The 25,655-nt window shown below is 45.8% G+C and carries 31 protein-coding genes; 14 read left to right on the top strand and 17 right to left on the bottom strand.

Annotation, left to right across the window (positions count from 1 at the left end):
• The first annotated feature begins 50 nt into the window (after positions 1-50).
• The 13 genes from ACOGW3_RS06135 (at position 51) to ACOGW3_RS06075 (ending at position 13,736) form a co-directional block, all read left to right on the top strand.
• A complete protein-coding gene (locus tag ACOGW3_RS06135) occupies positions 51-737 on the top strand; it encodes a hypothetical protein (RefSeq protein WP_419902164.1) in 687 nt (228 codons plus the stop codon).
• A gap of 97 nt (positions 738-834) precedes the next feature.
• Positions 835-1,650 (top strand): hypothetical protein, encoded by an 816-nt coding sequence (locus tag ACOGW3_RS06130; RefSeq protein WP_419902163.1) that lies wholly within the window; start codon positions 835-837, stop codon positions 1,648-1,650.
• A gap of 17 nt (positions 1,651-1,667) precedes the next feature.
• Positions 1,668-4,460 carry a DNA polymerase gene (locus tag ACOGW3_RS06125; protein ID WP_419902162.1) on the top strand — a complete coding sequence of 931 codons (2,793 nt, stop codon included), beginning with the start codon at positions 1,668-1,670 and terminating at the stop codon, positions 4,458-4,460.
• Positions 4,461-4,531: 71 nt separating this feature from the next.
• Positions 4,532-4,963, top strand: coding sequence for a hypothetical protein (locus tag ACOGW3_RS06120; RefSeq protein WP_419902161.1), 432 nt, complete (start codon positions 4,532-4,534; stop codon positions 4,961-4,963).
• Positions 4,956-5,513: a 3'-5' exoribonuclease domain-containing protein gene (locus ACOGW3_RS06115; protein WP_419902160.1), complete on the top strand. Its 558-nt coding sequence runs from the start codon at positions 4,956-4,958 to the stop codon at positions 5,511-5,513. Before ACOGW3_RS06120 ends, ACOGW3_RS06115 begins: the two co-directional genes overlap by 8 nt.
• 2 nt (positions 5,514-5,515) lie before the next feature.
• Positions 5,516-5,764: a hypothetical protein gene (locus ACOGW3_RS06110; RefSeq protein WP_419902159.1), complete on the top strand. Its 249-nt coding sequence runs from the start codon at positions 5,516-5,518 to the stop codon at positions 5,762-5,764.
• 12 nt (positions 5,765-5,776) lie between these two features.
• A complete protein-coding gene (locus tag ACOGW3_RS06105) occupies positions 5,777-6,766 on the top strand; it encodes a metallophosphoesterase (protein WP_419902158.1) in 990 nt (329 codons plus the stop codon).
• Positions 6,763-8,784 (top strand): hypothetical protein, encoded by a 2,022-nt coding sequence (locus ACOGW3_RS06100; protein ID WP_419902157.1) that lies wholly within the window; start codon positions 6,763-6,765, stop codon positions 8,782-8,784. The genes ACOGW3_RS06105 and ACOGW3_RS06100 overlap by 4 nt, the downstream gene beginning before the upstream one ends.
• Before the next feature lie 29 nt (positions 8,785-8,813).
• Entirely contained in the window at positions 8,814-9,185 is a 372-nt protein-coding gene (locus ACOGW3_RS06095; RefSeq protein ID WP_419902156.1) for a hypothetical protein, read from the top strand.
• On the top strand, positions 9,185-10,120 hold the full coding sequence (locus tag ACOGW3_RS06090) for an FAD-dependent thymidylate synthase (protein ID WP_419902155.1): 936 nt from the start codon (positions 9,185-9,187) through the stop codon (positions 10,118-10,120). Before ACOGW3_RS06095 ends, ACOGW3_RS06090 begins: the two co-directional genes overlap by 1 nt.
• Entirely contained in the window at positions 10,117-10,698 is a 582-nt protein-coding gene (locus ACOGW3_RS06085) for a hypothetical protein (RefSeq protein WP_419902154.1), read from the top strand. The genes ACOGW3_RS06090 and ACOGW3_RS06085 overlap by 4 nt, the downstream gene beginning before the upstream one ends.
• Before the next feature lie 18 nt (positions 10,699-10,716).
• The gene (locus tag ACOGW3_RS06080; RefSeq protein ID WP_419902153.1) at positions 10,717-11,244 is read left to right on the top strand and encodes a hypothetical protein; all 528 of its coding nucleotides are present in this window, start codon (positions 10,717-10,719) and stop codon (positions 11,242-11,244) included.
• Positions 11,245-11,345: 101 nt separating this feature from the next.
• Positions 11,346-13,736: a hypothetical protein gene (locus ACOGW3_RS06075; RefSeq protein WP_419902152.1), complete on the top strand. Its 2,391-nt coding sequence runs from the start codon at positions 11,346-11,348 to the stop codon at positions 13,734-13,736.
• A 69-nt stretch (positions 13,737-13,805) separates the two neighbouring features.
• Here ACOGW3_RS06075 and ACOGW3_RS06070 read toward each other — a convergent pair whose 3' ends face one another.
• The 6 genes from ACOGW3_RS06070 to ACOGW3_RS06045 all read right to left on the bottom strand — a co-directional run bounded on the left by ACOGW3_RS06070 (position 13,806) and on the right by ACOGW3_RS06045 (position 16,354).
• Positions 13,806-14,210: a hypothetical protein gene (locus tag ACOGW3_RS06070; protein WP_419902151.1), complete on the bottom strand. Its 405-nt coding sequence runs from the start codon at positions 14,208-14,210 to the stop codon at positions 13,806-13,808.
• Positions 14,211-14,306: 96 nt separating this feature from the next.
• Complete coding sequence (locus ACOGW3_RS06065; protein ID WP_419902150.1) at positions 14,307-14,855, bottom strand: holin family protein; 549 nt, start codon at positions 14,853-14,855, stop codon at positions 14,307-14,309.
• Positions 14,855-15,442 carry a glycoside hydrolase family 108 protein gene (locus tag ACOGW3_RS06060; RefSeq protein ID WP_419902149.1) on the bottom strand — a complete coding sequence of 196 codons (588 nt, stop codon included), beginning with the start codon at positions 15,440-15,442 and terminating at the stop codon, positions 14,855-14,857. The genes ACOGW3_RS06065 and ACOGW3_RS06060 overlap by 1 nt, the downstream gene beginning before the upstream one ends.
• Positions 15,439-15,756, bottom strand: coding sequence for a hypothetical protein (locus ACOGW3_RS06055; protein ID WP_419902148.1), 318 nt, complete (start codon positions 15,754-15,756; stop codon positions 15,439-15,441). The genes ACOGW3_RS06060 and ACOGW3_RS06055 overlap by 4 nt, the downstream gene beginning before the upstream one ends.
• A 66-nt stretch (positions 15,757-15,822) precedes the next feature.
• On the bottom strand, positions 15,823-16,008 hold the full coding sequence (locus tag ACOGW3_RS06050) for a hypothetical protein (RefSeq protein WP_419902147.1): 186 nt from the start codon (positions 16,006-16,008) through the stop codon (positions 15,823-15,825).
• A complete protein-coding gene (locus ACOGW3_RS06045; RefSeq protein ID WP_419902146.1) occupies positions 15,998-16,354 on the bottom strand; it encodes a hypothetical protein in 357 nt (118 codons plus the stop codon). The genes ACOGW3_RS06050 and ACOGW3_RS06045 overlap by 11 nt, the downstream gene beginning before the upstream one ends.
• Positions 16,355-16,473: 119 nt before the next feature.
• Here ACOGW3_RS06045 and ACOGW3_RS06040 point away from each other — a divergent pair, with 119 nt between their 5' ends.
• Positions 16,474-17,037 carry a GapR family DNA-binding domain-containing protein gene (locus ACOGW3_RS06040; RefSeq protein ID WP_419902145.1) on the top strand — a complete coding sequence of 188 codons (564 nt, stop codon included), beginning with the start codon at positions 16,474-16,476 and terminating at the stop codon, positions 17,035-17,037.
• On the opposite strand, the gene ACOGW3_RS06035 is transcribed toward ACOGW3_RS06040, so the two are convergent.
• Genes ACOGW3_RS06035 through ACOGW3_RS05985 form a run of 11 tightly spaced genes read right to left on the bottom strand, consistent with a single transcriptional unit; the run spans position 17,012 to position 25,654 of the window.
• Positions 17,012-17,251: a hypothetical protein gene (locus ACOGW3_RS06035; protein WP_419902144.1), complete on the bottom strand. Its 240-nt coding sequence runs from the start codon at positions 17,249-17,251 to the stop codon at positions 17,012-17,014. The genes ACOGW3_RS06040 and ACOGW3_RS06035 overlap by 26 nt on opposite strands.
• Positions 17,248-17,907 (bottom strand): hypothetical protein, encoded by a 660-nt coding sequence (locus ACOGW3_RS06030; RefSeq protein ID WP_419902143.1) that lies wholly within the window; start codon positions 17,905-17,907, stop codon positions 17,248-17,250. The genes ACOGW3_RS06035 and ACOGW3_RS06030 overlap by 4 nt, the downstream gene beginning before the upstream one ends.
• Positions 17,908-18,525 carry a hypothetical protein gene (locus tag ACOGW3_RS06025; protein WP_419902142.1) on the bottom strand — a complete coding sequence of 206 codons (618 nt, stop codon included), beginning with the start codon at positions 18,523-18,525 and terminating at the stop codon, positions 17,908-17,910.
• Positions 18,522-19,361 carry a hypothetical protein gene (locus ACOGW3_RS06020; RefSeq protein WP_419902141.1) on the bottom strand — a complete coding sequence of 280 codons (840 nt, stop codon included), beginning with the start codon at positions 19,359-19,361 and terminating at the stop codon, positions 18,522-18,524. The genes ACOGW3_RS06025 and ACOGW3_RS06020 overlap by 4 nt, the downstream gene beginning before the upstream one ends.
• 2 nt (positions 19,362-19,363) lie before the next feature.
• Positions 19,364-19,975 (bottom strand): hypothetical protein, encoded by a 612-nt coding sequence (locus tag ACOGW3_RS06015; RefSeq protein ID WP_419902140.1) that lies wholly within the window; start codon positions 19,973-19,975, stop codon positions 19,364-19,366.
• Position 19,976: 1 nt separating this feature from the next.
• On the bottom strand, positions 19,977-23,213 hold the full coding sequence (gpJ, locus tag ACOGW3_RS06010) for a TipJ family phage tail tip protein (RefSeq protein ID WP_419902139.1): 3,237 nt from the start codon (positions 23,211-23,213) through the stop codon (positions 19,977-19,979).
• Entirely contained in the window at positions 23,210-23,983 is a 774-nt protein-coding gene (locus tag ACOGW3_RS06005) for a hypothetical protein (RefSeq protein ID WP_419902138.1), read from the bottom strand. The genes gpJ and ACOGW3_RS06005 overlap by 4 nt, the downstream gene beginning before the upstream one ends.
• A complete protein-coding gene (locus tag ACOGW3_RS06000; RefSeq protein ID WP_419902137.1) occupies positions 23,952-24,308 on the bottom strand; it encodes a hypothetical protein in 357 nt (118 codons plus the stop codon). The genes ACOGW3_RS06005 and ACOGW3_RS06000 overlap by 32 nt, the downstream gene beginning before the upstream one ends.
• Positions 24,292-24,786 carry an NlpC/P60 family protein gene (locus ACOGW3_RS05995; RefSeq protein ID WP_419902136.1) on the bottom strand — a complete coding sequence of 165 codons (495 nt, stop codon included), beginning with the start codon at positions 24,784-24,786 and terminating at the stop codon, positions 24,292-24,294. Before ACOGW3_RS05995 ends, ACOGW3_RS06000 begins: the two co-directional genes overlap by 17 nt.
• Positions 24,783-25,268, bottom strand: a complete 486-nt coding sequence (locus tag ACOGW3_RS05990) for a hypothetical protein (RefSeq protein WP_419902135.1) — start codon at positions 25,266-25,268, stop codon at positions 24,783-24,785. The genes ACOGW3_RS05995 and ACOGW3_RS05990 overlap by 4 nt, the downstream gene beginning before the upstream one ends.
• On the bottom strand, positions 25,265-25,654 hold the full coding sequence (locus tag ACOGW3_RS05985) for a hypothetical protein (RefSeq protein WP_419902134.1): 390 nt from the start codon (positions 25,652-25,654) through the stop codon (positions 25,265-25,267). Before ACOGW3_RS05985 ends, ACOGW3_RS05990 begins: the two co-directional genes overlap by 4 nt.
• Between the last annotated feature and the right edge of the window lies 1 nt (position 25,655).

Here is a 25,655-nt window from a genome sequence, read left to right as displayed (position 1 = left end):
ATCCGGATCCTATACTAAAACTGAAACTAAAACTCCGTGAGGAACATATTATGACTGACGCTATTTCTAACGCTATTGAACAAGCTAACGAGAGTGCCGCTCAAGCCCCTACTACTCCTGCTTCTTCTCCAGCCCCCCAAAATCTACCTGCAAATCAAAGTGTAAACGACCTGGCTCCGGCTCCTGCTTCAGGTGTTCCACTCGGTATGGATGACTTTATGACAGGTGGGATTTCTGTCGACCATTGGATCAAACCATCCGAGTTCGGAATTGCCCTCGCTAAAGGCAAGCTCACTGAAACACTTCTGGTTAAAATTAATCTTGCTGAAGTGCAATATTGTGAAGCCATTAAGTACGGTAATCCTGCAACATATCATAAGACTTATGACCGCATTACCACAGCCGACGGTATCACTTGGCACCAAGCTATCGCCAACGCCAAGGCGGTTGATGGTGATAAAGCGCGTCCTTACGCTTCTGCAGACATCCCAATGGTGTTGGATCAGGAAGTTGATGTTGAACACATGGAAGCTGGCCAACTCCTTGGCTACTCCCTATCAACAACCAACCGGAACAATTGGCAATCATTTATTCGTTCCATAACTAACGCAGGACTTGATCCAAAAGGCTCATTTGTAAAAGTCGAACTTGGTAATGAAGTTCGAAACAAAGGTCAGAATACTTGGGGTCTCCTCACCTTCAAGCTTATCGAAGAAGTCGATCAAGCCGCAGCATAACATGCGCCTCCCTGCAGCATGTTTGAGAGCTGAAGCTCTCTCATAACTTATGCCCAGAGGCCTCACCCTCTGGGCATTCTTTTTACTGGAGGCATACATGATCCGAATATTTGATGGAAATAATCACGTCCGAAGGCGGTTGGAGACCGACCCTTCAGGATTACCAATTAAAACCCTTTATGAAGAGGTAATGCACTGCGACGGAATTCCGGTTTATGTCTTCGACGGTGCAGGATCTTTGAAGGCTCGTCGAGAGATCTTCCCAGGTTATAAAGTTGGTCGAAAGCCGGGAGGAGAACAGATTTATAAGTCGATGAATATGTTCCGAGAGTTGCTTTCGTTAAGTCGTGCAATCGTAATCCAAGTCCCGGGATACGAGGCTGACGACATTATTGCAAAACTTGCAATAAAATATCGAGACGAGGGACATTCTATCCATATCCATTCAAACGATGGCGACTTTCTTCAGATCGACAATGTTGAAAGGGATAGTAAAGACTATAAAGGCGTTCCTCCTAGATGGATCCGGCTCTACAAAGCCACTGTTGGTGATAGCTCGGATAAGATCCCAGGTATCCCTAATTTCGGAGTAGGTGCTTGGCACAAGCTCTCGGATCTAAATCTACTAGAGAAGTTGGAAAAACTCGTTGTCTCAGGAAACCATGAGGATCTCCCTGTTACCAAGGGAGTACAAACGTGGTTACAAGATGAGCTCAATCGCCGCCAACTTTTTCAGTACTACCAGATTGTTGGTTTCTTACCTGTTTCCGATGAGCTCATAGAAGAGCACACCGTAGTTGGAAACCCGCTGCCTGATGCTTTCTACAGCATTATTGAAGAACATCTTTTAATCCCAAGGGATCCAGATCCCACAATGCAAACTGGAAGTCCCTCCGTAGACGACTTCCTCTAATCCGAAAGGATCATATTATGGTTGAGACTGTGAACTCAGTCCTTATCGACGCTCGAAACTGGGACGTCGAAGCTCCTAAACTTATTGAAAAAATTAAGGCGCAAGCCTTCATTGGTTTAGATATTGAAACACACGACGACGACGCCCACCAAGGTATTAAAGACTTCCGTGGAAAGAAGACCGCTAAGGTGTTCGACATTCGTCGGACAACGATTACCGGCTTCTCCATTTATCCTGAGCATGACGATCAGGCGTACTACGTTAATTTGGCTCATGCTGACGTTGAAAATCGTATTCCGTGGGAAACCGCAAAGACACTCTTAGATGCTCGTCAGGACACTGCTTACTTCATTGCACACAACGCGCCATTTGAATTTTGTATGTATCTCGCTTCACTAGGTTACAAACTGGAACGAGTTATCTGCACCCTCCAAATGGCAGTTTCAGCTTATGGTCCCGATGAGTACGACCAGCACCAGTTCTTAAGTGCAGGACTGGGCGCCATGGAACGTGTCGCTCTTAAAGCTGCAAAAGTTTTTGCTGAATATGAGCCTGGATCAGACATGAATACTGAACAAGCTGAACTATTCACACAAGTAACCGGTAAGCAGAGTAACGCTGAACATTCTTACAACGGCTTCATCAGTAATCTGACATACGGATACAATTTGAAAAAGGCTGTGAGGAGTTGGTTTGGATACCAAATGACAACCTTTGAAAAGTGTCTCGGTGATAAGGAACATATGGGACAACTCACTGGGAAAGACGTGGCTTCTTACGGTGCTGACGACGCTTTCTGGGCGGTTAAATTGTTCAGACGTCTTCTAGAGTTTATGGCTCAAACTAATCCTGACGTTATTAAAACCTACTTCGAGCAAGAGCTCCCGATGGTGGAAGTGTTTGGAACCACTTGGAACGAGGGGATGGTTGTAAACGCTGCTGCAATTAAGAGCCGCCGTTCAACTGAGCGCGAAGAATGTGCAAAGGTCCTCCGGCGCCTTAAGGCCGGTATCAACAAACTGTTGAATTTCAATCCTGAACCTAATCCGGTGCTTTTCGAAAAGGAGAAGTGGTATGCAAAAAGTTTCAACACCTATCGTAATCGCGTCCAAACATGGGCCTTCCTTCCTGACTGTGACGATGCCTATGATCAATGCTTACAGGCTTCAGGAGCCGTATCCAATGCATGGGCTGCCGAAACCGGCAAACGAAAACCAAGCGGACCAAACTTTACACATTACATGGTAATGCGGACTGTGATGTACGACCTGATGGAACAGAAGGTAGTCATCATGAAGGGAAAAGTTCAGTCCGATGCGGAATGTCGCGGACGGATCATGGATCGGATAAAGAAGCAGCTAAAAGGCTGTGAAAACCTACTCCGTTTAGATTTCGAGAGAACAGAGAAGCCTGCGAAAGCTATCGCTGATGCTCTACGTTGGATCCAGTCAGACCCTCGAACGGAAGAACTGGCAGCAATCTGGCTTCGTGATCAATATGAGTTTAAGGAAGCAGTTAAGGTCCAAGGTGCATTCTTTACAGCTTCTCTTGATGTCATGACCACTCTTGGTGAGTTGGCCGGAATTGAGCAGCGCATGAAGCTGTATCTCACTCCGTATAGCAAGTTGACAGATCCAGATACTGGGAAGATGTATCCGGTAACAAGTTCAATGCTTGCGACACGTCGAATGGGCGGTAAGAACCCTAACGCCATGCAGCTGGCCAAGCGTGGTGAAAGTACCTACGTCCGTGGTTTCTTTGAGCCCGATAACTCTGATCACCTCATCGTATCAATTGACTGGACACAGATCGAGCTGGTGATTATTGGAGATGAAAGTGGAGATCCTGAGTTTGCTAAAGCTTATGGTCAAACTCCCTATCAAGATCTCCACCTGGGTGCAGCTGCAGATGGGTTGCGAGTTACCATCCCAGAGATGACGGAGGAACTTCTTCTCGATCTTCATAAGATGGACGAGGAAGAAGTTCTAGAGATCAACCCTAAGATCCTGACCAATGTTAACGGTGAGCTGCTCTCTCCTGGCAAGGCCAAGAAGTATTGGAGAACCGAAATCGGTAAGGGGTCCAACTTTAACTATTGGTACTCCGGAGCCCTAAGCACTGTGGGAATGAAGCTAGGCTGGTCCACAGATCAGATGTGGGAAGCGACGGATAATTACCGTCAGCGTTTTGCTGTAGCAGAAGCTTGGCGTAAGGGATTGATCGACGAGGTTAAGGCTAATGGGTACATCACCCTCCCTGACGGCCACCGTAGAACTCGATTTGAGGCAACCCCTCTTTGGCGACAGCTTATGGCTCAAAGATTTAATAGTTATAACCAGCCGGGTATCACAAAGTTTGGTTCCGAGGTTATGCGATCTATTCAATCTAGAGCTAATAATCAGGCTGTAAATGCTAGGGTTCAAGGTACCTGTGCCACTCTCGCGAAACGCTCTATCATCGGAGTTAATAAGGAAATTAATTCCGCCGGGTTTGATGCTCGTTTCATGCTGCCGGTCCATGATGAACTTCTATTCTCAGTCAATAAGAATGAGATCTGGGATTTCATCCAGATGGCAAAAGGCATCATGTGTAATCATCCAGACATTATCCGGAATTTGACAGTGGATGCTACAGCTGCGGTAGGTTTCACATTTGAACCTTTCCACGCTGAGAAAGCCCCACTCGGACAGATTGAATTGGATGAGGCGCCAGAGTTGGATTGTATTCCTTCACATCTTGAGGGAAGTCAACTTGGTCGCGATGAAACGGGAGCTGTAGTTGAATGGTTAAATCGACAGCTCGCAGCCTAAAAATTCTTAAGTAATCTATACTTAAGAATATAGCGTTTTTACATAATGGGAGGGAGTGCTAACTTTCTCCCATGAGTAAAAACACTGGAAAACCTTCAGAAAAGAAGTTTCAGGAAATCTACTCTAAGTTGGGAAAACGCGTTTTCGTTCATCGCGTTCCAGACAACTCCGATACCTACGGGAGAACCAAAGGTAAAAGCGTTGGAGGGGTGGAAGCACAGCCCTCAGACTGGATCGTTACTGAAGATGGCCAGATGTTTTATGCGGAGGTGAAATCCACTCAGAATAAAACGTCATTTCCTTTCGGGATGATCTCTAAGAGCCAAATGCGAGGAGCTCGAAAACAGCTCGCAGCAGGAGGCCAATACTTCTTTTTTGTTCACTCCCTGGTCACGGATGAATGGTTCCAAATACCAGCGGATCTTATTTTAAGTACCACCAAATCCTCGCTCAAATGGTCAGAGCTCGGATCTTATAAATGGAGATTAGCACACGATGCGTAATCGTAATCATGAATTCCCTGATGTCATGGTCGACATCGAAACCACAGATACAATGCCCGACCGTGGAGCCATAATTCAACTGGCTGCTGTGAGATTTAATCTTGAAAAGCGAACTGTCGATGCAAAGGACATGTTTGATCGCTGTTTGAAGATGCCTCCTACCCGTCGTTGGGGAGAAGATACACGCAAGTGGTGGTCAGAACAAAATCAAGAGGTTTATCGAAGCATCACTTCTCGGGCGGAAGATCCTGGTCTAGTAATGAAGGATTTCTGCACTTGGGCCTATCCTCAGGATTCAATGCGCTTCTGGGGTAAGCCTACTCATTTTGATTTCTCTTTTGTTGCAAGTTATTGCACAGACTACGGATTACATAATCCATTCCATTATCGCCATGCGAACGACATGAATTCCTTCCTACGGGGAATTTATCATCCCCGAGAAGTTGATGAAGTTGACTTTCAGTTCGAAGGAGATGCTCACAACGCAATCCATGATGTTTTAAACCAGATTAAATATCTGTTCCTCCACTGTGATGCGGTGGGTAAATAACTATGAACTGGTTAGAACACTTTAAGGAATTCTCCTTCCTCAGCCTAGGTTGGCTGCGCTATGTCGGGGACAAGACGTTAGCTTGTTTAATCGTCTTCTGCATTCTGGGCTTAGTTGCCTTCATCTTTTTCTTTGCAATCATTCTTATCGGCGCTCTGTGGAGCGTTGGAAAAATCTTTTTGGGAATAGTTGTCCACCTATTCAGTTCAACAACTGATTACATGGATCTCTTCTTGAACTCTCAAATGTAACTGGAGCTTATGATGAAACTCGAACTTTCAAATGGAGAAATGATCTCCGTACTTGGAGATCCTCACTTAGGACGCTCATTTATCCATGGTGTTCCTCTTCATCGTCGCGGTGATCGGGAAGCTGAACAATGGGCAGAATTTGAACGACACCTCAACGATGTCGAGGGTGTGGATTACCACATATGTGTGGGAGATCTGTTTGATAAGTTCGTGGTTTCTCATGAGACCCTTTTTAAAGCTGTCGAGGTCTACACTAGAGCTGCCTTGAGAAATACTGACGTAACTTATTACGTTATTCGAGGGAATCATGACGGCTCCAGAGATGCTGAAAAAGTTTCGTCGTTTGATTTGTTTTCAGCTCTAATTAACAGCGACTTCGCAGAGTACACAATTAGAACAGTTGTGAACGCATCGGACGCTTTCGGTCCAATAGCATTCGTTCCTTGGCATCCCTTCACACCTGCTGTGGAAATGGTTCAACAGTTACCCGAATTACCTTTCGAATATATTTTCGGACATTGGGACATCGATAGCTTCGGTCATGAAAACCCTAACCTCGTGCCTTTGGAGGAGTTGGCGAAGCGAACCAAACACATCGTAACAGGTCACATTCATACTCCTGAAGAGCGTGAGCCTCTTCCAGGAGTGAAACTGACAGTCACTGGATCAATGCTTCCCTACAGTCACTCAGAAGATCCTAAGGCTGAAAAGTACGTATCCCTAACACTGAAACAGCTCGACGAGTTAGATCTTGAGAGTTTGAAAAATAAGTGTGTTCGGATCCTTCTAAACCCAGGTGAAGACGTGCCGGACATAGACTGTCTCCAATTAACAACTAAACGAATTGAAACTAAAGAAGATCAGGAGCCGGAAGAGGTCGTAATTGAAGACTTCAATCTGAAAGCTCTCTTTAGTGACGTTATGACGGAATTCAAAGTAGACGCTTCGGTCGTAGAAGAAGCTTGGCAATTAGTTGAAGCTCAGAAAGGAGTGGAAGCATGATTAAATCACTTAAATTTAGCGTTGTTTTCCCCTCAACCGGTAAAACTCTTTCTGGGGAACACAATTTCCTAACCGGCATGACGACCATTACTGGTGAGAACGAGAAAGGTAAAAGTTTCCGTCTCGAAATGATCCGGTATGCCTTGTTTGGGACGAAAGCTCTACGTTCTTCAGCTTCTGATTATAAGGGGCTCTACTCAGAACTGGAATTTGAGGTTCGAGGTAAAGCCTATCGGATTATTCGTAAAGGCGGCAAGTCCGACATATTTCAAGGTGAGGATCCCTTAGCTACTGGTACACGTCCGGTTAATGACAAGGTAATCGAACTTCTTGGTTATGATTTAACAGCCTTCGACGTGGCTAACAGTTGTCAGCAAGGACAAGTAGAAGCCTTAGGAGATATGAAGCCGACAGAGCGTCGTGCAATGGTGGATCAGACTATTGGCCTGGATGTGCTCGACAAGGTAATTAAAATTCTTGGGGAGAATGCCAGTGTTAATGCAAAAGCTGCTGAAACCATGGAAGACACTCTTGTTCAACCGACAGCTCCAGAAACTCCAGAAGGATATCGACCAAGTGGGGTGGTCCGCACTGAAGCAAATGAACTGTACGTCAAAGTCAAAAGACATGATGAGATTAAGGTCCAACTTCAAAGAGAACCCATCTCAGCTCCTGTGCGTCCAGTATCGCCTGAAACGACAAGGACTATTGAAGAACTCAGCAAACAACAGGATCTCAGAGGGGAACTGTTAGTCAAGCGGGGTACGTATCAAGGTCAATTGCAAACGTTGGGTCCGGTTACTGAGTGGACTGAGAATGGGCTTCTTGAAATTGAGCAACAGCGAACAGCTTTTGATCATTACAAAGTAAAATTAGTTGAGGCAAACAATAACCCAACTCCTCGCTTTACTCTTAAACAGCTTCAAGAAGCTGAGGAAGCTCACCGTCAGTCCGAGTTATTGGCTCAACGAGAAGATCTGAAACTTCAAATTTCCAAGCTGGAAAAGTGTGGGGATGTGGAGTGTCCGGAGTGTTCTACCATTTTCCCCGTAGAAGTTGATCGATTAACTCCATTGAGAAAGCAGTTAGAGGACTTTCCAGAAATCAACATCGATCTCTCTAAAACCCTGGGGCTTACTCCCGCCCAGATCGCTGTGGAACAGGAGAAGGTCAAAAACTACATTCCTACGGAGGTTCCTGAAAGAGTTGTCGAGCCACTACTTTCCGTTAATCAAATTGCAGATCTTCGTCGTTCTGTAAGAGATAACGCCAAACGGGGAGAGGTTAATCAGCTTCTACATGATTTAGAGATCCAGCTAAAGGACGTGCCAGACGTATCAGAACTCCTGAATAGTCTCCATAAGTACGAGAGGGAAGTCGTTCAGTACGATAATGACCTTCAACGCTATAACGCTGATCAAGAGCAAAGAGCAGCGATGCAAGAGGAGACACTGAAATATAAAGGGTGCCATCAGAAGTGGGAAACACTAGCTGAGCAAGCTGTCCGTTTTGTAGATTATGAAACTCGCTTAGCCACTTTTACCGATCTTGATAAGGCTTACAGAACCCAGTCGGACGAGTTGGAAGGACTTCGCAATAAGTCAGATCAATATCGTCTAGCTCAGAAGGCGCTAAAAGCTCTTAAAACTAGAGTTAAAACATACTTGGTCCCAAGCCTTAATCGCGTGGCTTCCCACCTTTTGAACCAAATGACAAACGGTGCTCGGACAATTGTCGCAATCGATGAGGACTTTGACATTCAAATCGACGGGCAACCTTTAAGCACTCTATCAGGATCGGGCAAGGCGGTAGCAAACTTAGCTATCCGCATCGGTCTCGGTCAGGTCCTAACTAATAAGGTTTTCTCAGTATTCCTTGGAGATGAGATAGACGCCTCTATGGATGACAATAGAGCAAACTATACCGCCCAATGTATCCGTAATCTGACCAGTACAATCGATCAGATCTTAATCGTAACCCATAAACAAATCGAAGCAGATAGAACAATACAACTGTAATCAAAGTACCATTCCGGAAGGAACATATTGTGAGTAAAGAACTACTAACCGTTTTAAAAAACACAACTCGTCCTGATTATGGCCGCCTTTCAAAACGGTTCGATACCACCGCTGCCAAAGTTCGGGAATTAGATCTTACCGTCGGTAAGAGATACTTCCAAAGTAAAGACGGCAAAGGTCGGCGAGAACTCCGTAAATATATCATCGCAATCCGCCACGTCGATAAGCTGTGGAAACGCGAAGATATGGCTGAAATTTCAAAGCATCAGGTCAAATACGACCAAGGTGAGGTCGAGTTGGTTCAGGCTCGCGACGGTTTCAATATCATTCAATACTCAATCCCAAGGAAGGTCGTGAATAAGCCGCGACCTTACTTTACATACCAAGAAGGTAAATATTAATGACTACAATAACTGCAAAGGTGATTGCTGACAGTATCAGCCCTGAAGGTATTCGCCTGACCACATTCCAACTGCGTTACCCATTGGTAATCCACGCGGAACTTATGACCCATCGTGTTTTCTCTCGTAACGCTTCTTCTAATAGGGCTATTCCCGTTCAGAAACTTATCGATGAAGTGAAGGAAGATCCATTCGTTCCTCTGAAGTTCTATAAGAACGGGAAGGGAATGTTTCCACAGGTTGAGGTCACAGACCTCGACGAGATCCGACAGTTAAAATCTCTCTGGCTCATGGGGCGAGATGAAGCTGTGGATCAAGCTGAAAGTCTCGCTAAAGTTGGGCTCCATAAACAATACGCCAACCGAGTATTGATGCCATATCAACATATCAACGTGTTGGTGAGTTCAACTGCTTACGAAAATTTCTTCGCTTTACGAGATCATCCAGACGCTATGGAGGAGATCCAGGTTCTTGCTAGGGAAATGAAATCAGCCCGAGGGAAATCAACACCTAAAGTACTTTCCCCGGGGGATTGGCACCTACCTTACGTTACAGAAACTTCAGAGGAGTTTCTTGAACACTCTGAAGTACAGGGTCTGGTCGAAAGAGGTTTGAGCCTCGACCTCGTTGCGGCTCAGTGCTCCTCAGCTAGATGTGCAAGGGTATCTTTCAACCTACACTGCGGTAAGAAAGCTGACCTAGGAGAGGATCTGAAGCTCTATAAAAAACTCGTCGGATCTGCTCCGCTACATGCAAGCCCTACGGAACACCAAGGGACGCCGGACGCAGTTGTAACCGATCAAACAGGAGGTAACCGTTGGGGAGCTCCTCACTACCACGGTAACTTTACCGGGTGGTTCCAACACCGAAAAATGCTGGCCTTTGAATGTGCACCGGAGCCAAGCCTATGGCCTAATGGGGAGGTGTTACATTGAGTAATAAGATAATCATCTTCAATGGTCCGCCTCGCTCAGGAAAAGATACTGGTGGCGAAACGATTTCGAAGTCGTTTCCAAGGGCTAAAAGGTTAAAGTTTTCCGATCCTCTGAAAAAGGCGACCCATGCAGCCTTTGATCTGCGACATGTAGACGGACGTGAACTTGATGTTGATCATTTTGAACGAGTGAAAGACGTTCCTCTAACAGAATTCTTTGGTTCTACGCCTAGACAGGCTTACATCAATTATTCTGAACTACACATGAAGGTTCTCTACGGTAAAGACGTCTGGGGACATATTTTCATGAACACTGTAGAGCGGCATCAAGATACGATCTTCACTGTCCCTGAGGGAGGGTTCATTGAGGAAGTCGAAACCATTCTGAAGAGAGGTATCCCTGCCAAGGATGTTCTCTTCATTCGCGTCCGCCGCCAAGGCTGCAGTTTTGAAGGGGATAGTCGAAGCTATCTAAATCCTGAAAGCTTAGGTATTGAGGTTCTAGATCTCGATAATACCGAACTTTTTTCTTACCAAAACGATGTAATAAGTACCGCCACAAGCTGGCTCAACTCCTGAATAGGATCTTATAATATTATGCAAAACTATATAAACAACGCTCTCCGTACAAAGTCGGACGCTTTTCACAGTGATCAAGTCAATCCTTGGGAACTTATTGCCCTCATGGATAGGGCTGTGAAAGTTTCCGGTGCTTTAGATGCTGTGAAAAAAGGATTGTTCTACGGGAAAGAGATCCCTGAAGATGCTCTAGAAGCTGGACAAGATGCAGATAGACCTTATCGGGGGCTAAAGGCTGACTTCAACCACCTGGATCCAGATGTAATTCATTCGATCATCGGCAGTTTCACAGAAGCGGCAGAGCTATTGGAGCTGCTTGCCGAGGCAATGATGGAAGGTAAAGCCATTCCTCGGGAAAAGTACATGGATGAAACGGGGGATATGCTTTGGTATCAAGCTATCGGTATGAACGCCTACGATACTAATTTCACAGAGCTACAATATCGCAATATCCAGAAGTTGAAAGAACGGTTTCCGGGTAAATTTGAAGCTGATTTAGCTATTAATCCAAATAAAAATAAAGAAATGGAAGCTCTCCTCAAGTAATCGATAAAGTCAATAGACGTGATCACTTGAATATATTTTTATTCAAGTGATACCGTCGACCTCTTTCACTTTGATTACACCAATAAAAAATTGAGGTAGCTATGCACCCATTTAGTTACGAAAATCCACGCCCCCTTGATAAAGGGATGGGTGTGGCAGTTGCCCGACGTACCGTTTTTAGACCTGAAGACGATGAGAGTATGGGCAAAGTTGGTCACCGTGTGGCCGTTGGCAATACAGGCCTTGTTGACCCTAAATTCCTATTTGAAGGTGAGTTCGAAAAGCTCCGTGACGCATTATCACGCGGAGCTTTTCCTTCTTCTGGCCGACATCTCCAGCATGGAGATGAAAACCAGCCTGAACGTAATATGGAAGTGTTTACGAACTGTAGTTCGGCACCTGCGGCGTTCAGTAATAAATATCTAGCTTTAAATGGATCAGGAGTAGGGGGCTGTTACGATAGTCACGTTCGGATTGTAAACTGGCTGAAGCGACCAAAGATTAAGCTGGTTCTTTCTGATAAACATCCTGACTATCCCACCACTGACGAACAGTGGATCAAGTTCACTTCAGGGCTTCATGATCAGGGATTATCCATCGACCAATTGAAGTCACTCTTCAAAGCTTACGTGATTAAAAAGAACCCTCGGAAGAGAACTTTTGACCACCTTTATAGGCTCGAAGATAGTCGTGAGGGGATGGCCAAAAGCTTAGAGATATACGAAGCTATGGCCTACGAGGAGAGATCTAAAGATACTCTCATTTTAAATTTCGATGATATTCGATGTGAAGGATCTCCAATTGCTGGGATGCAGGATCGACCTGCTGCAGGTCCTGTTCCTCTCATACGGGCTTTCATTAATACTGAACAATTCTTCTCCCACCCAGCCCCTAAACTTCCCCATCTAAGTGATGAGCCTTGGTATCAGGTGATCGTAGAAAACTCACAGAGCGATCTCCGAGACGAACCTTGGTTCCAGGGTTTAGTTGTTGATCATTTCTTCTCAAAAGAAGTGGTTGTGGGCGGTGCTCGTCGAACAGCTCGTATTGCTGTGAAGCATTGGAAAGAAGAGGGGATCTTCAACTTCATCTGGCTAAAGGTTCAATTTCCCGATTTCTGGACCAGTAATAACTCTGTTGTCGTCGACGCTGAGTTCTGGACCCGGGTGAGGAAGATGCAAGAACATGTTGCCGAGTTTGGGGAGCCAGAATGGCAGCTAGGAGATCTGAACCACTGGGCTTATTTGGTTTTTCAGCAAGCAACAACCTGTTCATGGCAGACTGGAGACCCTGGCTGGGTTAATGTCGACAACTTTGAAAGCGAACGTACTGGTCGCGCTAAAGAGCGGGTTCTTGATGAGGATCAGGAGTTTGGCTCTTTCAAATATCAAGCAGACATTGGGGTTAAACTCTTAGAGGACATTGCTAAACGCTGTATGACAGCGATTTATCTGATGATCCCTAACCCCTGTGGCGAGGTAGAGCTTCATATGCTTGGAGCATACTGCGTCGTTGCTGGTATGATGCCGTTGAACAACTGCCCATTTAATTACGTTGTTACTAACGGGGGTACTCGTAAAGAGCCCACCTTAGAAGAGTGTAAGCAATGGGATATGATGGACGAGGAGACCGTTCGTCTTCAAACCCGCTTCCTAATGCGTGTGAACCAGATGGACAGTCTGTACGGTAAGGAAGTTCGTCGTACTCAACGCATTGGCGTTAGCCTAACAGGTGTTCATGAATATGCTTGGGTCCGCCATGGTCTCACATTCCACGATCTTCTGGATGAGAACCGGTCTGCAAGCTTCTGGGCTCACATTGAGCGACTATCAAACGCAGCTAAAGATGAATCTGTTCGTTATGCTGAAGAGCTTGGAATTGAGCCTCCACATACCGTAGTCACCTTCAAACCTGAAGGGACAACCAGTAAGCTTTACGGCTGTACTGAAGGTGCTCACCTTCCTCCACATCGCCAGTACTTACGTTGGGTTCAGTACGTTAATGGTGATAAGCTTATCAAACGTTACGCTGAACTAGGATACCCATACAAAGAGCTGGTCACTTATAATAATCAAACAATCGTTGGTTTCCCGACGATGCCTCTGATAACCAGAATTGGTATGTCTGAGGACCAGATTGTTACTGCTCAGGAAGCAACGCCTGAGATGCACTATAAGTGGGTAAGGCTTCTTGAGAAGTATTGGCTTGGTAAAGAGAAGGGGAACCAGATCTCGTATACAATCCAAGTCTATACTGATCAACACTCTCTAGAAGAGTACCGTCGTATCGTACTTGAAAATCAACCTACCTTACGTTGTTGCACTATTATGCCGACAATGCCTGCGGAGGAAATGGGGCAAGAGTACTTGCCTGAAGAAACTGTTTCTATGGATCAGTTCATTAATACCGTTGCAAATATTAATGATCCCGAAGGTGTTGGAGATATTGATCTAGCACACTTACAATGTGCTTCAGGGGCTTGCCCTATCTAAAAGAAAAGTCGCCGTCCATCTCATAGAGATGTGACGGCGACCGTTCTACAATCAAGATACTATTATATATCAGTCTTCATCGTCCGTGGGAAGACATTGATATTCTCTGTCTTCAAGCTGAAGGCCTCGTTTAGTAAGCATAACGCTAAAGCGTTTAAACAGGGCGACAAACTCTTCCAAACTGATTTCAATTCGAATACATCTCACCGGTAAGGGGTCTGGAGTATTAGCAATTACTTGTTGTGCTGCTTGAGCCCCAACAGCATCTAGAACGTATGCCACAATATAGGTGCCGCCTAGTTGCCCTCCGTTGTTCTCTCCAACATATAAACTTGCGCTGATTAAAAACTCGGTAGTGGGATCGTATCGCCCTATATTCTCTAAATAATCCGCAAGATCTTGGTTGTCCGCATTGTCTGCAGCCGCAGTACCTTCCCAGTCGCCGTATTGGACGCCAGCTTTAAAATACCCCATAATAATACACTCTCGACCTGTTAAAATGATCCTTCTAGATAGTGTATGAGGTTTTAAATTTCTAGCAAAAGTTTCATAGAAAATAAAAAGGGCCTGTTAAAGGCCCTTTCTTCGTTTGTTCCATGTCTTGATTGCATCAAGAGATAGAGGTTTATCTGTATTCTTCATCTCTTCTTCAAAAGTCGGAGGTTGAGACGCTCTCAACTCTTTCACTCTCCGCTGTTGTTCATTGAACTCTTTCTTAGATAGAGACATTTTCTTTTCGCGAGAGTATTTCAGCTCCCGGGCAGCGAAGTAGAACGCTATAATGGACGACAATACCCACCACATCGTCTCTGGAACGGTGTCCAGGGCGAGGTTCATAATCTGAAACTCTGTAGGGTCAGCGTAGGCCAGCCAGAAGTAGTAGATTATTAGAGCCACAAAGATCGGTCGAGGTAGTCGATTTAACCCATCAACAAGACTGTCCCAAATCGTTCGATTTAGCCGAGTATTAAATTCAGCTGCAAATTGACCGTGGACAGCTTCAACTCTCCGAGCTTCAGCACTTTCTCTATTGGATCTATTGCCGAAGAAAACTTCTGAGAGTTCCTTTACTCCTCCCAAAATTCCCCCACCTAAAAAATCAAATACTTTCTTAATCATTACAGTAGAAATCCCTCTACACGGGTGACCCAACCGCCTTTGCCACCATCTCTTCTGACTAAATATTTATTTAGCTTAGGGTTCTTGCGAGCAATTCTACGCATAAAGTCCAATCGGGCTTTGCAGATGACGTTGTTTAGCTCTTTCCCCATGGCCTCCTGGGCAATCTCAGCAGCTCTGCGAGATTTAGGACCCATGCGACCATCGTCCATTAAGGGGAGATAGCCCAGCTCCGGAGCTTCTTCGATAATATCGTTCAGGACATCCTGCATCGTCATGATGGCTCTAGGGGCGCCTGAGTTTACCGAGAAGTCAAACATGTGGGGCTGTATCATCGGTGGAAGCCGGTCCACCTGTGGGCTACGATAGAAATCCTCAAGGAACAGTTCCACCGCCTTATCGTGATCGACTAAGACAATGTCGTCTGCGTCAGTATCTCCATCCCCATCAAGATCCAATCCAATCCCTTTAGCATATCGAAGGCTTACGCCTTTGTTGGTGATCCCACCTGGATCATCCTTATCGTCGACTAAACCACCCTCAAGCCGAATGATCTCATGGACCATTTCTGTGATGGAATGGCTCATGTCAGAAATCTTAAGGCTAAGGGGAGGGCGAAGGCTAATAAAGCAACACCAGTTGTGATCTTTGTTATCCGAGTGTTGAGAGCACTAATCATTTTGCTCTGCTCTTTGGTGATCTCTGTTAAGGCTTCAAGTTCCTTAGTGAGATGCTTTTGAGATACCTCGAGAGTTATAACCCTCTCTTTATTATCTGCCATCTTGTCCAGTACGTCTGATATTCGCCCCATCCACTTCTCGAGATTTGTAAAACGATACTTAACCTCAGCTTCGAGTTTGTTGAGGTCTTGTTCGAGTTTAGGATCGGCGGAGCTAGGCATAAAAATAGTCCCTAAAGAATTATCTATAGGGACTATATAATAATAAGAAAGTAATGATCCAGACTTTTATTTGCTCAATACTTTAATGATGCGCTCAGGATCTTCTTTTCCAAATATTCTTTTGTATTCTGTGCGAATGTAATTAATGAATAACTTGGATACTGATACTCTCTTATGAGCGGATAGAGCATCCGCCATAGCTTGATCCTGTTCGGATCCGTAGGCTGTTAACTGGCGGGACTTACGCGGCAATCGTGTTCTCTTCTGAAGGCTCAGACGGCTCGTCCGGCTCTTCGATTGCCGGAGTTAATGGAAATTGAACGTCTCCAATTTCAATATCGTTAATCTCGGCAGTTACGAGGAGGCGCTTAACGATGTCCAAGATTGCGCTGTCCTGTAAGGCCTTTCCAGCCTTCGTTTTTCGCAGTGAGGCTGTCTCTGCTTCGAGTTGCAGTGAAGCTTGCTTTAACTGTGTGAAGCCGTCGCCCAACGTTTCGTAGGCCATGCGGCGAGTTCGCTCGTTGGAAGCAACCTCTGGATCAATTTGAGAGAGGGCTTCAAGCTGGTCTTCTGATAGCTGGGTTACATCGATATTCATAAGATAGGTGCTCCTATTGGTCTGAGTGAGATTATTTTTTATACTAGTACATTACTTGTTGCAAGTAAGTAATTTAAAGTATATCAAAATAAATATCACCAAACCGAAGGGTTCATATTATGGAAGATCAAGTAGAGAATATCGAAGAAGAAACCAACAGTAATACGCAAGCCGTTCTAAGGGACGTTGTGAATGAGATCGTAGATGAAGAGAAGAGAATTCAGGATCTCAAAGTTGATCGAAAACAGTTTGTCGCGGAAATGAAAAGCCGAGGGCTTCCGACTTCTGAGTTAATAACGGTTGCAAAGCAGGACGACGCAAAGGTTACCGAAAAATCAGAAAACCTACTTAAAGCCGGGGCTATACTTGGGCGTACAGTGATTGCCGATATTGCGGAGTTTGATAAGCCTATTCTGGTTGGTGGTATGACAGAACTTGAGAGGGACTTCGCTCAAAAACGAACTAAGACGATCACTGAAATTGATGATGAAGTTTCTGAGACCAGGAATACGATCAATAAACACTATGCTGATCTGAAGGGCATTGGGTTCGACATTCAAATTACAAAGCAGATGGTTAAGTTTAAGTTAAACCCGAAGGCCGTGGCTGCTCACAAGGAGAAAACGCTGCTGATGGAGACCTACATGACTGCTCTATCTATTGTCCCGCTTGCTGAGGGTTGATCTTCTCACCTTCGTCCAGTTCTATGGACTTTGCACAGTGCTTCTCATCGATTTTATCTAGAGCCCAGCATAAAACGCATCCCCATTTTTTCCCCTTAATACGAGCCTTCGCAGCCCTTGATGAGATAGTCTCATCAGGGTCTCCGAAGGTGAGGGTGTTAGCCAGCTGGTCGATGGAAATAAGAATATTCCATAGATAGGTTTTTAGTTTCATGCGGTTGGCCATACAATTGCTTTGTAAATATCGTAAGCCGTCTGGTCGTTTGCAGCTGCAGTGATGTCTGCCTTTGCTTTAAGGCGAACCTTCCGGATTGCGGCTCCAAACACTTTGAATGAACCTTCCATGGCTAAAACAAGGTCTGCTGCCTCACGTATCGTGGTGACAATCCCACCAATTAAAGGGGAGTGGGTGGAGTTAAGATCCGCCTCAAGGAAGGGGTAGTCATTATCGGTGATTGGATCCTCTGGAGCCAGGGCCTTAACAATTTTAGCTTCTTCTGAGGCTCTCTCATATTCCAGAGCCTGTCCGGAGCCTGGAGTAACTACGGTTAGACGTAAGTTTTCAGCGTCTCGGTCAACCTTTTTAAGCATCTCAGCTCGGGCATCATCTTTGAAGGAGTAGGTCCATTCTTCAATAGGTTTACCTTCTTCAACAAATAGGGCGCCTTGAGTGCGGATTTCAATATCTTGATCGATATCTCTCCAACCACGTTGTTCCACCTTATGCCAGCCGAAAGCTGCTCTTTGAAGGTCATCAAGTGTAGATGATTCCTTAGGGTCGCCGTTCTCATCGTGAATGTAGTAGGGTAGGGCTCCAGCAGTTGCTTCAAAGCCTCCATCATGTTCTTTGGCGTATCTGTTTAAAGCCATTTAATTACTCCGTTTATCGTATGCTTCAGCTCGAGTAGTGCAGCCCCAACACTTATTACAGCTTAATATGCAGTTACCGTCTTCGCAGGTGTCGGGGGTTCTGCAGGACCAAGTTTTGCACCACAGTTCTTCGCCCAGTTCTAGGCGGATATCTTTCTTCGACTTATTCCTACCGGTATTCCCATGATAGGTAGGGACCGGAAATTTATAGATCCCAGCTAATGTGCGGAGCAGTTCTTGTGCCGCCATGTCGTTAGGGTAATTGTCAGCATCGTGAGCTTTGAAGTCGCAGTCACAAGAACCGGAATATACGTCGGTAACTGGAGGGTTTAAGACCTCAATTATCCCGCTCGCCATAGTTGCTACTAAGACGAGATCGTGGCAGACGGAGCTTGTGCTGGGGTTGGCTTCAGCTGTGTAGAGTTCGAATTCTCTGTAGTTCTCTCGCAGGTAGGTTGTTTGTTCTTTAACAGCCCAATTTTCCATCTTCTGCCGCCTCTTATCTCTTCCAAGATCGAGGTGAAAGCATGAGATGAGGTCATCTGTCTTGCTGAGTAACTCTTTCAATACGGCGCAACCATCGGGACCACCAGATAGGAAGACAAAATGATGCTTCAATTTACTTGGCTCCCGAGAATGCTACCGGTGTTCGTGAGGTTTACTCTGGAAACTCCGTTAATTGAATAGCCGCCTCGGGATCCCCCCGAAGCATTGTTGTAATGTTGGAAGGATACACATTGCCCAGTGTTGGAACCTCCGTAGCCGTTATTACTACCTGAGCTTCCTCCGTTGCCCCATGTGCCGCCTGTACCTCCAGAACCAGAGCCTCCGGACCAGCTTTGGTAGTAGTCCGTGTCGTCTTGGCCTCTATCGCAGGATCCTGCGCCACCACTTGCGGTTTGTCGGCCTCCACCACCGTTGGCTTGATTGTAGCCTTGTCCAGCACCACCTCCGCCTCCGGTGCTCCAACTATATTGTTGAACCCTTCCGCCTTCACCTGTTCCGCCCTGACCACCTGCGCCCCAGATGTTTCCAGAGTTGGTTATTTCGCAGTCGTCCTCGGCGTAGAAGGCTGTTCCACCAGCTCCTGAACCGCCCTGGCCTTGTATGCTTCCGGCGTTATTGATGATCAAACCTTTAAGCGGGGCTCCAAATCCTCCTGTTCGAAGGGCGGCAGTTTTGCTGGTTGCGCCGATTATAGCTGCCGCTGAGATATCCAACTGGATGCTGATATCATCAGTGCCGTTCCAGCCTGAAGCAATCGCCGCGTCTTTAATGTTGTAATCGGTTACTTCGGTTGTGATAGATAGGATGAGGGTGCTCTCAAATGCCAGCTTCCACGCTGTTGCGTCGCGGACCCACACGCTTGTACAAGGCTTCCAGACGCCACCAACATTAATCCAAGGGGTAGCTACCTTCCAAGTACCTGCAACATTAACTGACGTACCGGGCATGGTTAGGCCTCATGTTGGAAATAGACATCGTCAGCTTTACCTCCGGTAGGGAGGGTAGTTCCATATGTGAACTTCTGATTAACTTTGTCTTTTGTTGCTGCGTTAGCATCCAGTTCAGTACCTGAAATTGTATCGAGGGCCGCTAGAGCTCCCAATCCAGATATCTGCCCTGCGGTGTGACCGTGGGAGACGAAAGGCGTGAAAGGGGAGATGAAGTACCAGTCTGCTCCGCGACGCTGCAGAATAATAGTTTGCGTGGGATCTGTTAGTGTGATGTCAGATCCGCCAAGGTGTATTTGTCCAGCTCCACCAGCAGCGTGTTTGAGTGTGATCGTTCGAGCTGCATCTGTGATGTGGGCAAGTATAATTTTGCCCTCTACCAAGTTAGTGGTTGCGATGTTTGTGAGATCATCAGCGGCTGCAGAGCCTTCGGTATCTAAGGAGTGTGACCCGCCTGTGGGGGTGATGTTCCCTCCGACAATTGTCAGGGCGGTTTCTGGAGCCCCACCGATTTGTTGCGCTACGAAGTTTAGAGTGTCTGTCCAGGCCTGCTGTATGTCGCTAACAGTCCGAGTTGGGTTGATCACATATGAGGAAAGCGGAAGCGAAGTCACCTTAGTATCCTTGTACTTGAATATCGACAGAGGCTGTAGTATTCGTGCCGTTATTATTTATTGCCACAAGTAATGGTCCAAGTACAGGATCTTTATTTGCTACCTTTACTACAACAGCGTCACCACCGTCATCTTGCATTGTTATTTTTACATTTCGAATACTTCGATAGTTTTTTGTGAGAGGGAGACGAGTGCCGGAAGGGCTTATCGCTAGGTCCTCAAATGTCTCAAGAACGTCATCCACGTCGAAGTTGACCTTAAGATTGGAAATTTTCCCGAGAGTTGTTCCTGCAGGTAGAATAATTTCAAAATTATATACTTCCCCTTGCTTGACCCAGAGTTTCCCGGGCCAAGTAGTTAGGTCGTTGTAGTCCCAGAAGTAATCACCAGTATCAGCTTTCCAGAAGTTATCGTTTGCGGCACCCCAAAAATTCAGATTGTTGTTATCGGAATATCCGATGTTGTATGTGACGCCTTCTACATCCAGCTCTAATGTCATCCAGCAATCGTCAGGGGCTACAGCTGTTAAGACGTAAATCATCTTAGCAAACTGGTTGTTCCAGTACTGTTCATTGAGATCCGCTGGCCAATAAGGGTCGTCACCGTCGGTTTTCCAGAAGGTGGCCACAGATTGGCTGTGTAGGGTGTTGTCTATGATCTCCCCACCTATTGCAGTCCCTGGCCATCCTAATACTTTATGGTCGTGAGTTTCGATTAGGTTTGCAACAATCTCGTCGCCTTGATCAACAATGATTACGGCAGGGTTCTCACTTTCTACGCCTGACAAATCAACTGCCTTGATCATAATTGTGATCGGACCCTTAGGTAGATGATTTAGGTTAAAGGGTGATGTCTGAACTAATCCAGCATAGGCGGGGATAGCGTTTGACCAAGTTGGGTTGTTCCCAAACTGGTACCGGATCCTGAAGCCGTCTAAATCTCCGACATTATCTGTAAACGACCAGATGGCCTGCCTACTCTGTCCAACGAGTTGATACATGAAAGAAGGTATGTCAGCGGGTGGATCAACAACGGCCTGTAAACTGACTTTCCAAATCCTAGCCTGATTTAATTCTGTCTTTGTCCCGATATGAGTTTTGGGAAGGATCTTAAATTCCCAATCCCCCGATGGGTGGTTGATGATGGTGTCACCACCGATCAACTCGCGCTTTTGCCATGAGCCTTCAGAACCATCCCACCGGCTGTAAACTTCGTATTCCCCATTATAGAATTTGTAAGCTGCAGTATTTAGGGTGACATCTACCGTGAGGTGGAATTCATTCTGACTTCGAATGTAAGTTTCGAGGAAATACACAGCGTCGGGTGAGGGGACGACCGTTGGGTCCGGTTGGTTATTGTAAATGATGGGATCTGTGAGTGTAACGTTATCTGCGTCGTCCCATTTAGATCTATTTACCTCAATCGCTGTGATTTCATGGTGGTCCGGATCTGCGTCGATTTCCTCAACGTGTGTGATGCGGTACGGTTTAGGTGCGCCGGACAGGCCGACAGATCCAATTGTGAATGTAGCGAGAGCTGGTACCCCAACTGGTAGAGGACTATCTAACGATAGGGTGGTTGTTGTTCCGGTGGTGTTGTTTAAGAGGGTTCTCTCAACCAGCTGGTCGGGAAGAGTGACGGAGATGGTGTAGGAGATACCTGCTTCAAGATATAAGGGATCTCTTAATGTGATCTCATCCCGAGCAGTGTTAAGGCTCAGCATTCGTCCACATAGGCCGTAACCAGCGTTTGGGTCGCTGATCAGAATAATATTAAACGGTTCAACGTTCTGACCAAGGCGGTTTGTTTTAAAAGTTACAATCTCCCGCTCAGTCAGGGCTGTGATCATTTTATATTGAGCGCGACGGATCGCTTCCCCGTCGTGAGTACAGCCTACCGCTACGAATTCATGAGGAACCTTGCCAAACTTATCTATGTTTGCTTGGCTTTGAACAATGCGACGATCATTGACCCAGTTAAGCTCGGGGTTCACAAAGCTAACAGTGATGTGGTTATACTGGGTGCTAGGATCTGTATAGGTGTAGTTGAACTCTCCGTCTTCAACGTTTTCAGGTGTGAAGAGATGGAGTGCTTGTTCGTCCTTATCAACTTTAATGCCTGCAGAACCATCTTGATCTTCAGTGAGTACAGCATTGAAAGCGCCCGCCATATATCTGGCGAGTTCGGTTCCTTCCATGGCGTCGGTAAGTAGAAGGTTGCTGGAATAACGAGGCTGTAATCCTCCTCTCCCATCAGAAACCTTCACGTCGCACCATTGGGCTGCTTCGTAATAAGACCACTTGTCGATGTTTACAGGATAGTATGATCGTAGTCCGTAGATATCGTTATCTAGGTAGTCATAAACGTGCCAAGCAGGGCATTCAGTCCAAGCTCTCTTAAACGTTCCATCCCACGAGCCGTCATAAGTCCTGGCCACAGGGTCATAATTAGTAGGGACTTTTACAATTTTAAGCTTATAGACAGCAGCGAGTTTGGGGATGCTGCTTAACTGATCTGAGGATTTACCTCTCACTCTTGCACATGCAGTGTTTGTGAAGGAGTGGACTTCAGCATTAACCTCTTGGAAACTCTCCCAAGCCATTTCTCTGAAGTAGGTTTTAGTATCGCTCTCTGCTGTAATCTTGGTGACCCTAAACTCGTATGGCTCAGAGATACGTTCTGTCGGTACCCTAAATTCTTTTACTGCTACAGAGGTTGTTTTGCCGCTTAATTTAATCCGAGGGTTATCAGGGTAAATGTAATTCCACTCAGTAGCTGAGAGTGCTTTATATTCAATTTCAAATTCAATAGAGGTGTCGAAGACGCCTTTGTCAGTTTGTTTGTAGAGCGTGTTAAATGCTAAGCGAATATCTACAAAGTCAATGTCGCCTGAATCCGTTTGTCGAGTAACTGAAACGTCTTTTGCAAGCTTCACGTTGATATTGTGAGACTTGGTGACGCCTCCTAACGATAGTTGAATAGGCTCTTCAACTCCGGAGCCTGGATAAACTTCGATATCAAATTCTTGAAAGTTATAAGTGCCGTCGAGGTTTTGTAGTTTTGTATCGTTGATTTCGAACGATTTAAGGCCATCCTCAAGTCCTTCGATCTCCCCTTCACAGATGCCAAGAATAGCTTCCATAGTGTCTTGAGATCTGAGGTTGTCAGGCGTTCTGACAGATGAGGTGGAGCCGCCTCCGCCCCCACCTTTTTGTCCTTTAAATTGAGCAGCAATCATACTTGGTAACCTCCGCCAGCATCACGATGTCCGCCATATGAGCCACCGTTATCACCTCTTCCGGTGTTGTTCGCACCGGCCTCTGCGGACCCACCTTGTCCATAGTCAGGATTGGAGGAGCCGGTATCTTGGGTTGGTGGAGGAGCTGGTGGAGGTGTGGGGGCAGGAGGTGGAGGTGTATAAGGATCGTATTTAGAAATCCCTGAAGGGTATCCAGAAACATCTGTGGCCTGAATATCGAACGAGATAAAGTGTCCAGCTACCTTTCTTCTTCCGTAACCCATAGGGATACGGGTTCCGATAGCTGTAGTGTTTTGAGGTGTTCCTAAGTATTTCGATGCTGGAGGGTCTCCTGGTCCGGTTTCAACATCTGCTTTAGGTGCGGGACTTACTGCCTCAAGTAATCCCCCTAAAATCATAGACGCTCCAGTCCAAAGTAGTGAGGATGCGCTTAGGGTGAAAGAACCGATAGTTAGTCCCCCTGCGGGGATTAGGAAAGATGCGGCGATTAGGGCGACACCTAAAATAATTTTAAAGAAGCCTCCCTTCTTTCCCCCTGCAAAATCTGGAACGATATGGAGTTCCTTAAGTTTCAAAGGAGCAAAGATACTGTCGGCGTCCACTCCAACAATACGCAGCTGCTTCATCGGTTGCCCGGGGAGAGGAGCAAGTCCTTTTACTTGAGAACTTAAGGCTCTAATGGCTTCGGCAGGGGTGCTAACGTCAAACTCTAAGGTTTCAGAGCAGATCTTTTTTAGACAACCATGCAAGATCACTTTCACTCGCATTTAGCACCTTTCCATTTTCCACGATGTAGGCGCTTGGGCCGTCGTTGCCGATGATGATGTGAATAAGATCTGGCCAGTTGGTGAAGGCTTGGTAATCTTCAGCGGACAGGTTGGATGTGAATTTTGGATGGGTGTGGAACGTGGCTTTCATCTCATCGTCAAGCCGAATAAGTTCTTCAGGGGCTACGTCAAAAGCCTCATAGGGTTCCGGATGGACGTTCTCAAACTCATAGACGCTACCATCCTTGAGAATTGCTCCAACTCTCTCTTTCCCAGTGTCCTCGTAGAAATCAAGAAGTTTTCCCATCTAATACTCCGCCCAATTTGCTCTTTATTCTAGGGTCTTCCATAATGTCGTAAGTAATAGATCTTTGTTTTAGTTCTTTTACTTCATTGTGTCTCAATACAAATACAGTATTGTTTCTCCATATTCCAGAATAATTCTCAATGTTACTTCTTCGGTTTAGAAAATGATGAAGGATTTTATTGTCGCCGATCCAGATACCGGCATGGCAGGCTACTGATGTCTGGATGGCCATCATGATTAAGTCTCCAGGTTGCCAGTCGCGAATATGGAGATCTACGACCTCAAAACCTTCGGTTCTGAAGTTATCTGAATACAGATCCATATCCCTATCCCACCATTTGGTGGGGCGAGCATAATCCCTTAGAGATATGTCAAAGTTGTCTCGATAGAATTGCTGAATAAGCGTGTAACAGTCCTGCTTTCCGTGGTTGAATTCAGTGCCTAAAAGGTGCTCGTATTTGATCTCATCTATCATCATGTTAGGGATACCGCTGGGAATTCAGGAGGGGAGAAGGTTCTGGCAGGCGTTGTGAAATTATAACCATCCAATGGTTGTCTTAATTCAAAGGTAGCGACCTCGCCAGTGATCAGCGTTGGGCGCCAAAAGGTCCAAGAATTTCGTTCAAATACTGCTAAATTATTCGTAAGGTTTTTACTTAGAACTCTGTACCTGATTAACGTCGCCCTATCTAAGTCTCCATCTCGGATTAAGGGTGAGTAGATGCCTTTAGGGTTTGCTATCGACAGGGTGGGGCGAGACTGTTCTTCATCTGATGATCTTCTGACTTCAGACAGCTTTATGCTTGTTCCTTCATAAGTGTTTCCTTGCCAATCTCGGTCATTGTTATTCTTTAAATATACACGGCTTCCTGACCTGAGGACGATTTGGAAGAGATCAACATAACTGTCTGCAGCAAGCTTCTGGTTCTCTTCTTTATGTTCGGCTGGAGTGTTGCTCATGGCTGTTCAATCAACTCCACTGTAAAACCTTCAAGCTCGCCAAGTTTGCCGGGGATACCTTTAGGGACCTTAAGAGGTTTGCTGAATTTACATTCGATGTTTCCGTAAACAGGATGGGGGAAGATGAAGGATTTCCACAGGCGATGTGTAGTGTAGAAAGCTTCCAACGTAGCCATGTTGTTGATGTTGGCGTTTGTTGTTAAGTCAACCACACCGGCGTTATCGACGTAATATTGAAAACCCCTATAGCTTAAGGTGAATTTTCGAGCGTCAGGAGTGTCGGGTTCTGCTGTTGAAGTGTAGTTGTTTCCAAATTGAATACGAACACCTGATTCTGGATACTCGATTTCAGGTGTTACGTGGTATGGAAAATCAAAAACGGCCATC

It is taken from the genome of Kiloniella sp. (assembly GCF_965205715.1).
Taxonomy (GTDB): Bacteria; Pseudomonadota; Alphaproteobacteria; order Kiloniellales; family Kiloniellaceae; genus Kiloniella.
Note: the sequence above shows the minus strand (reverse complement) of the source record. Positions and strands in the feature narration are given on the sequence as shown.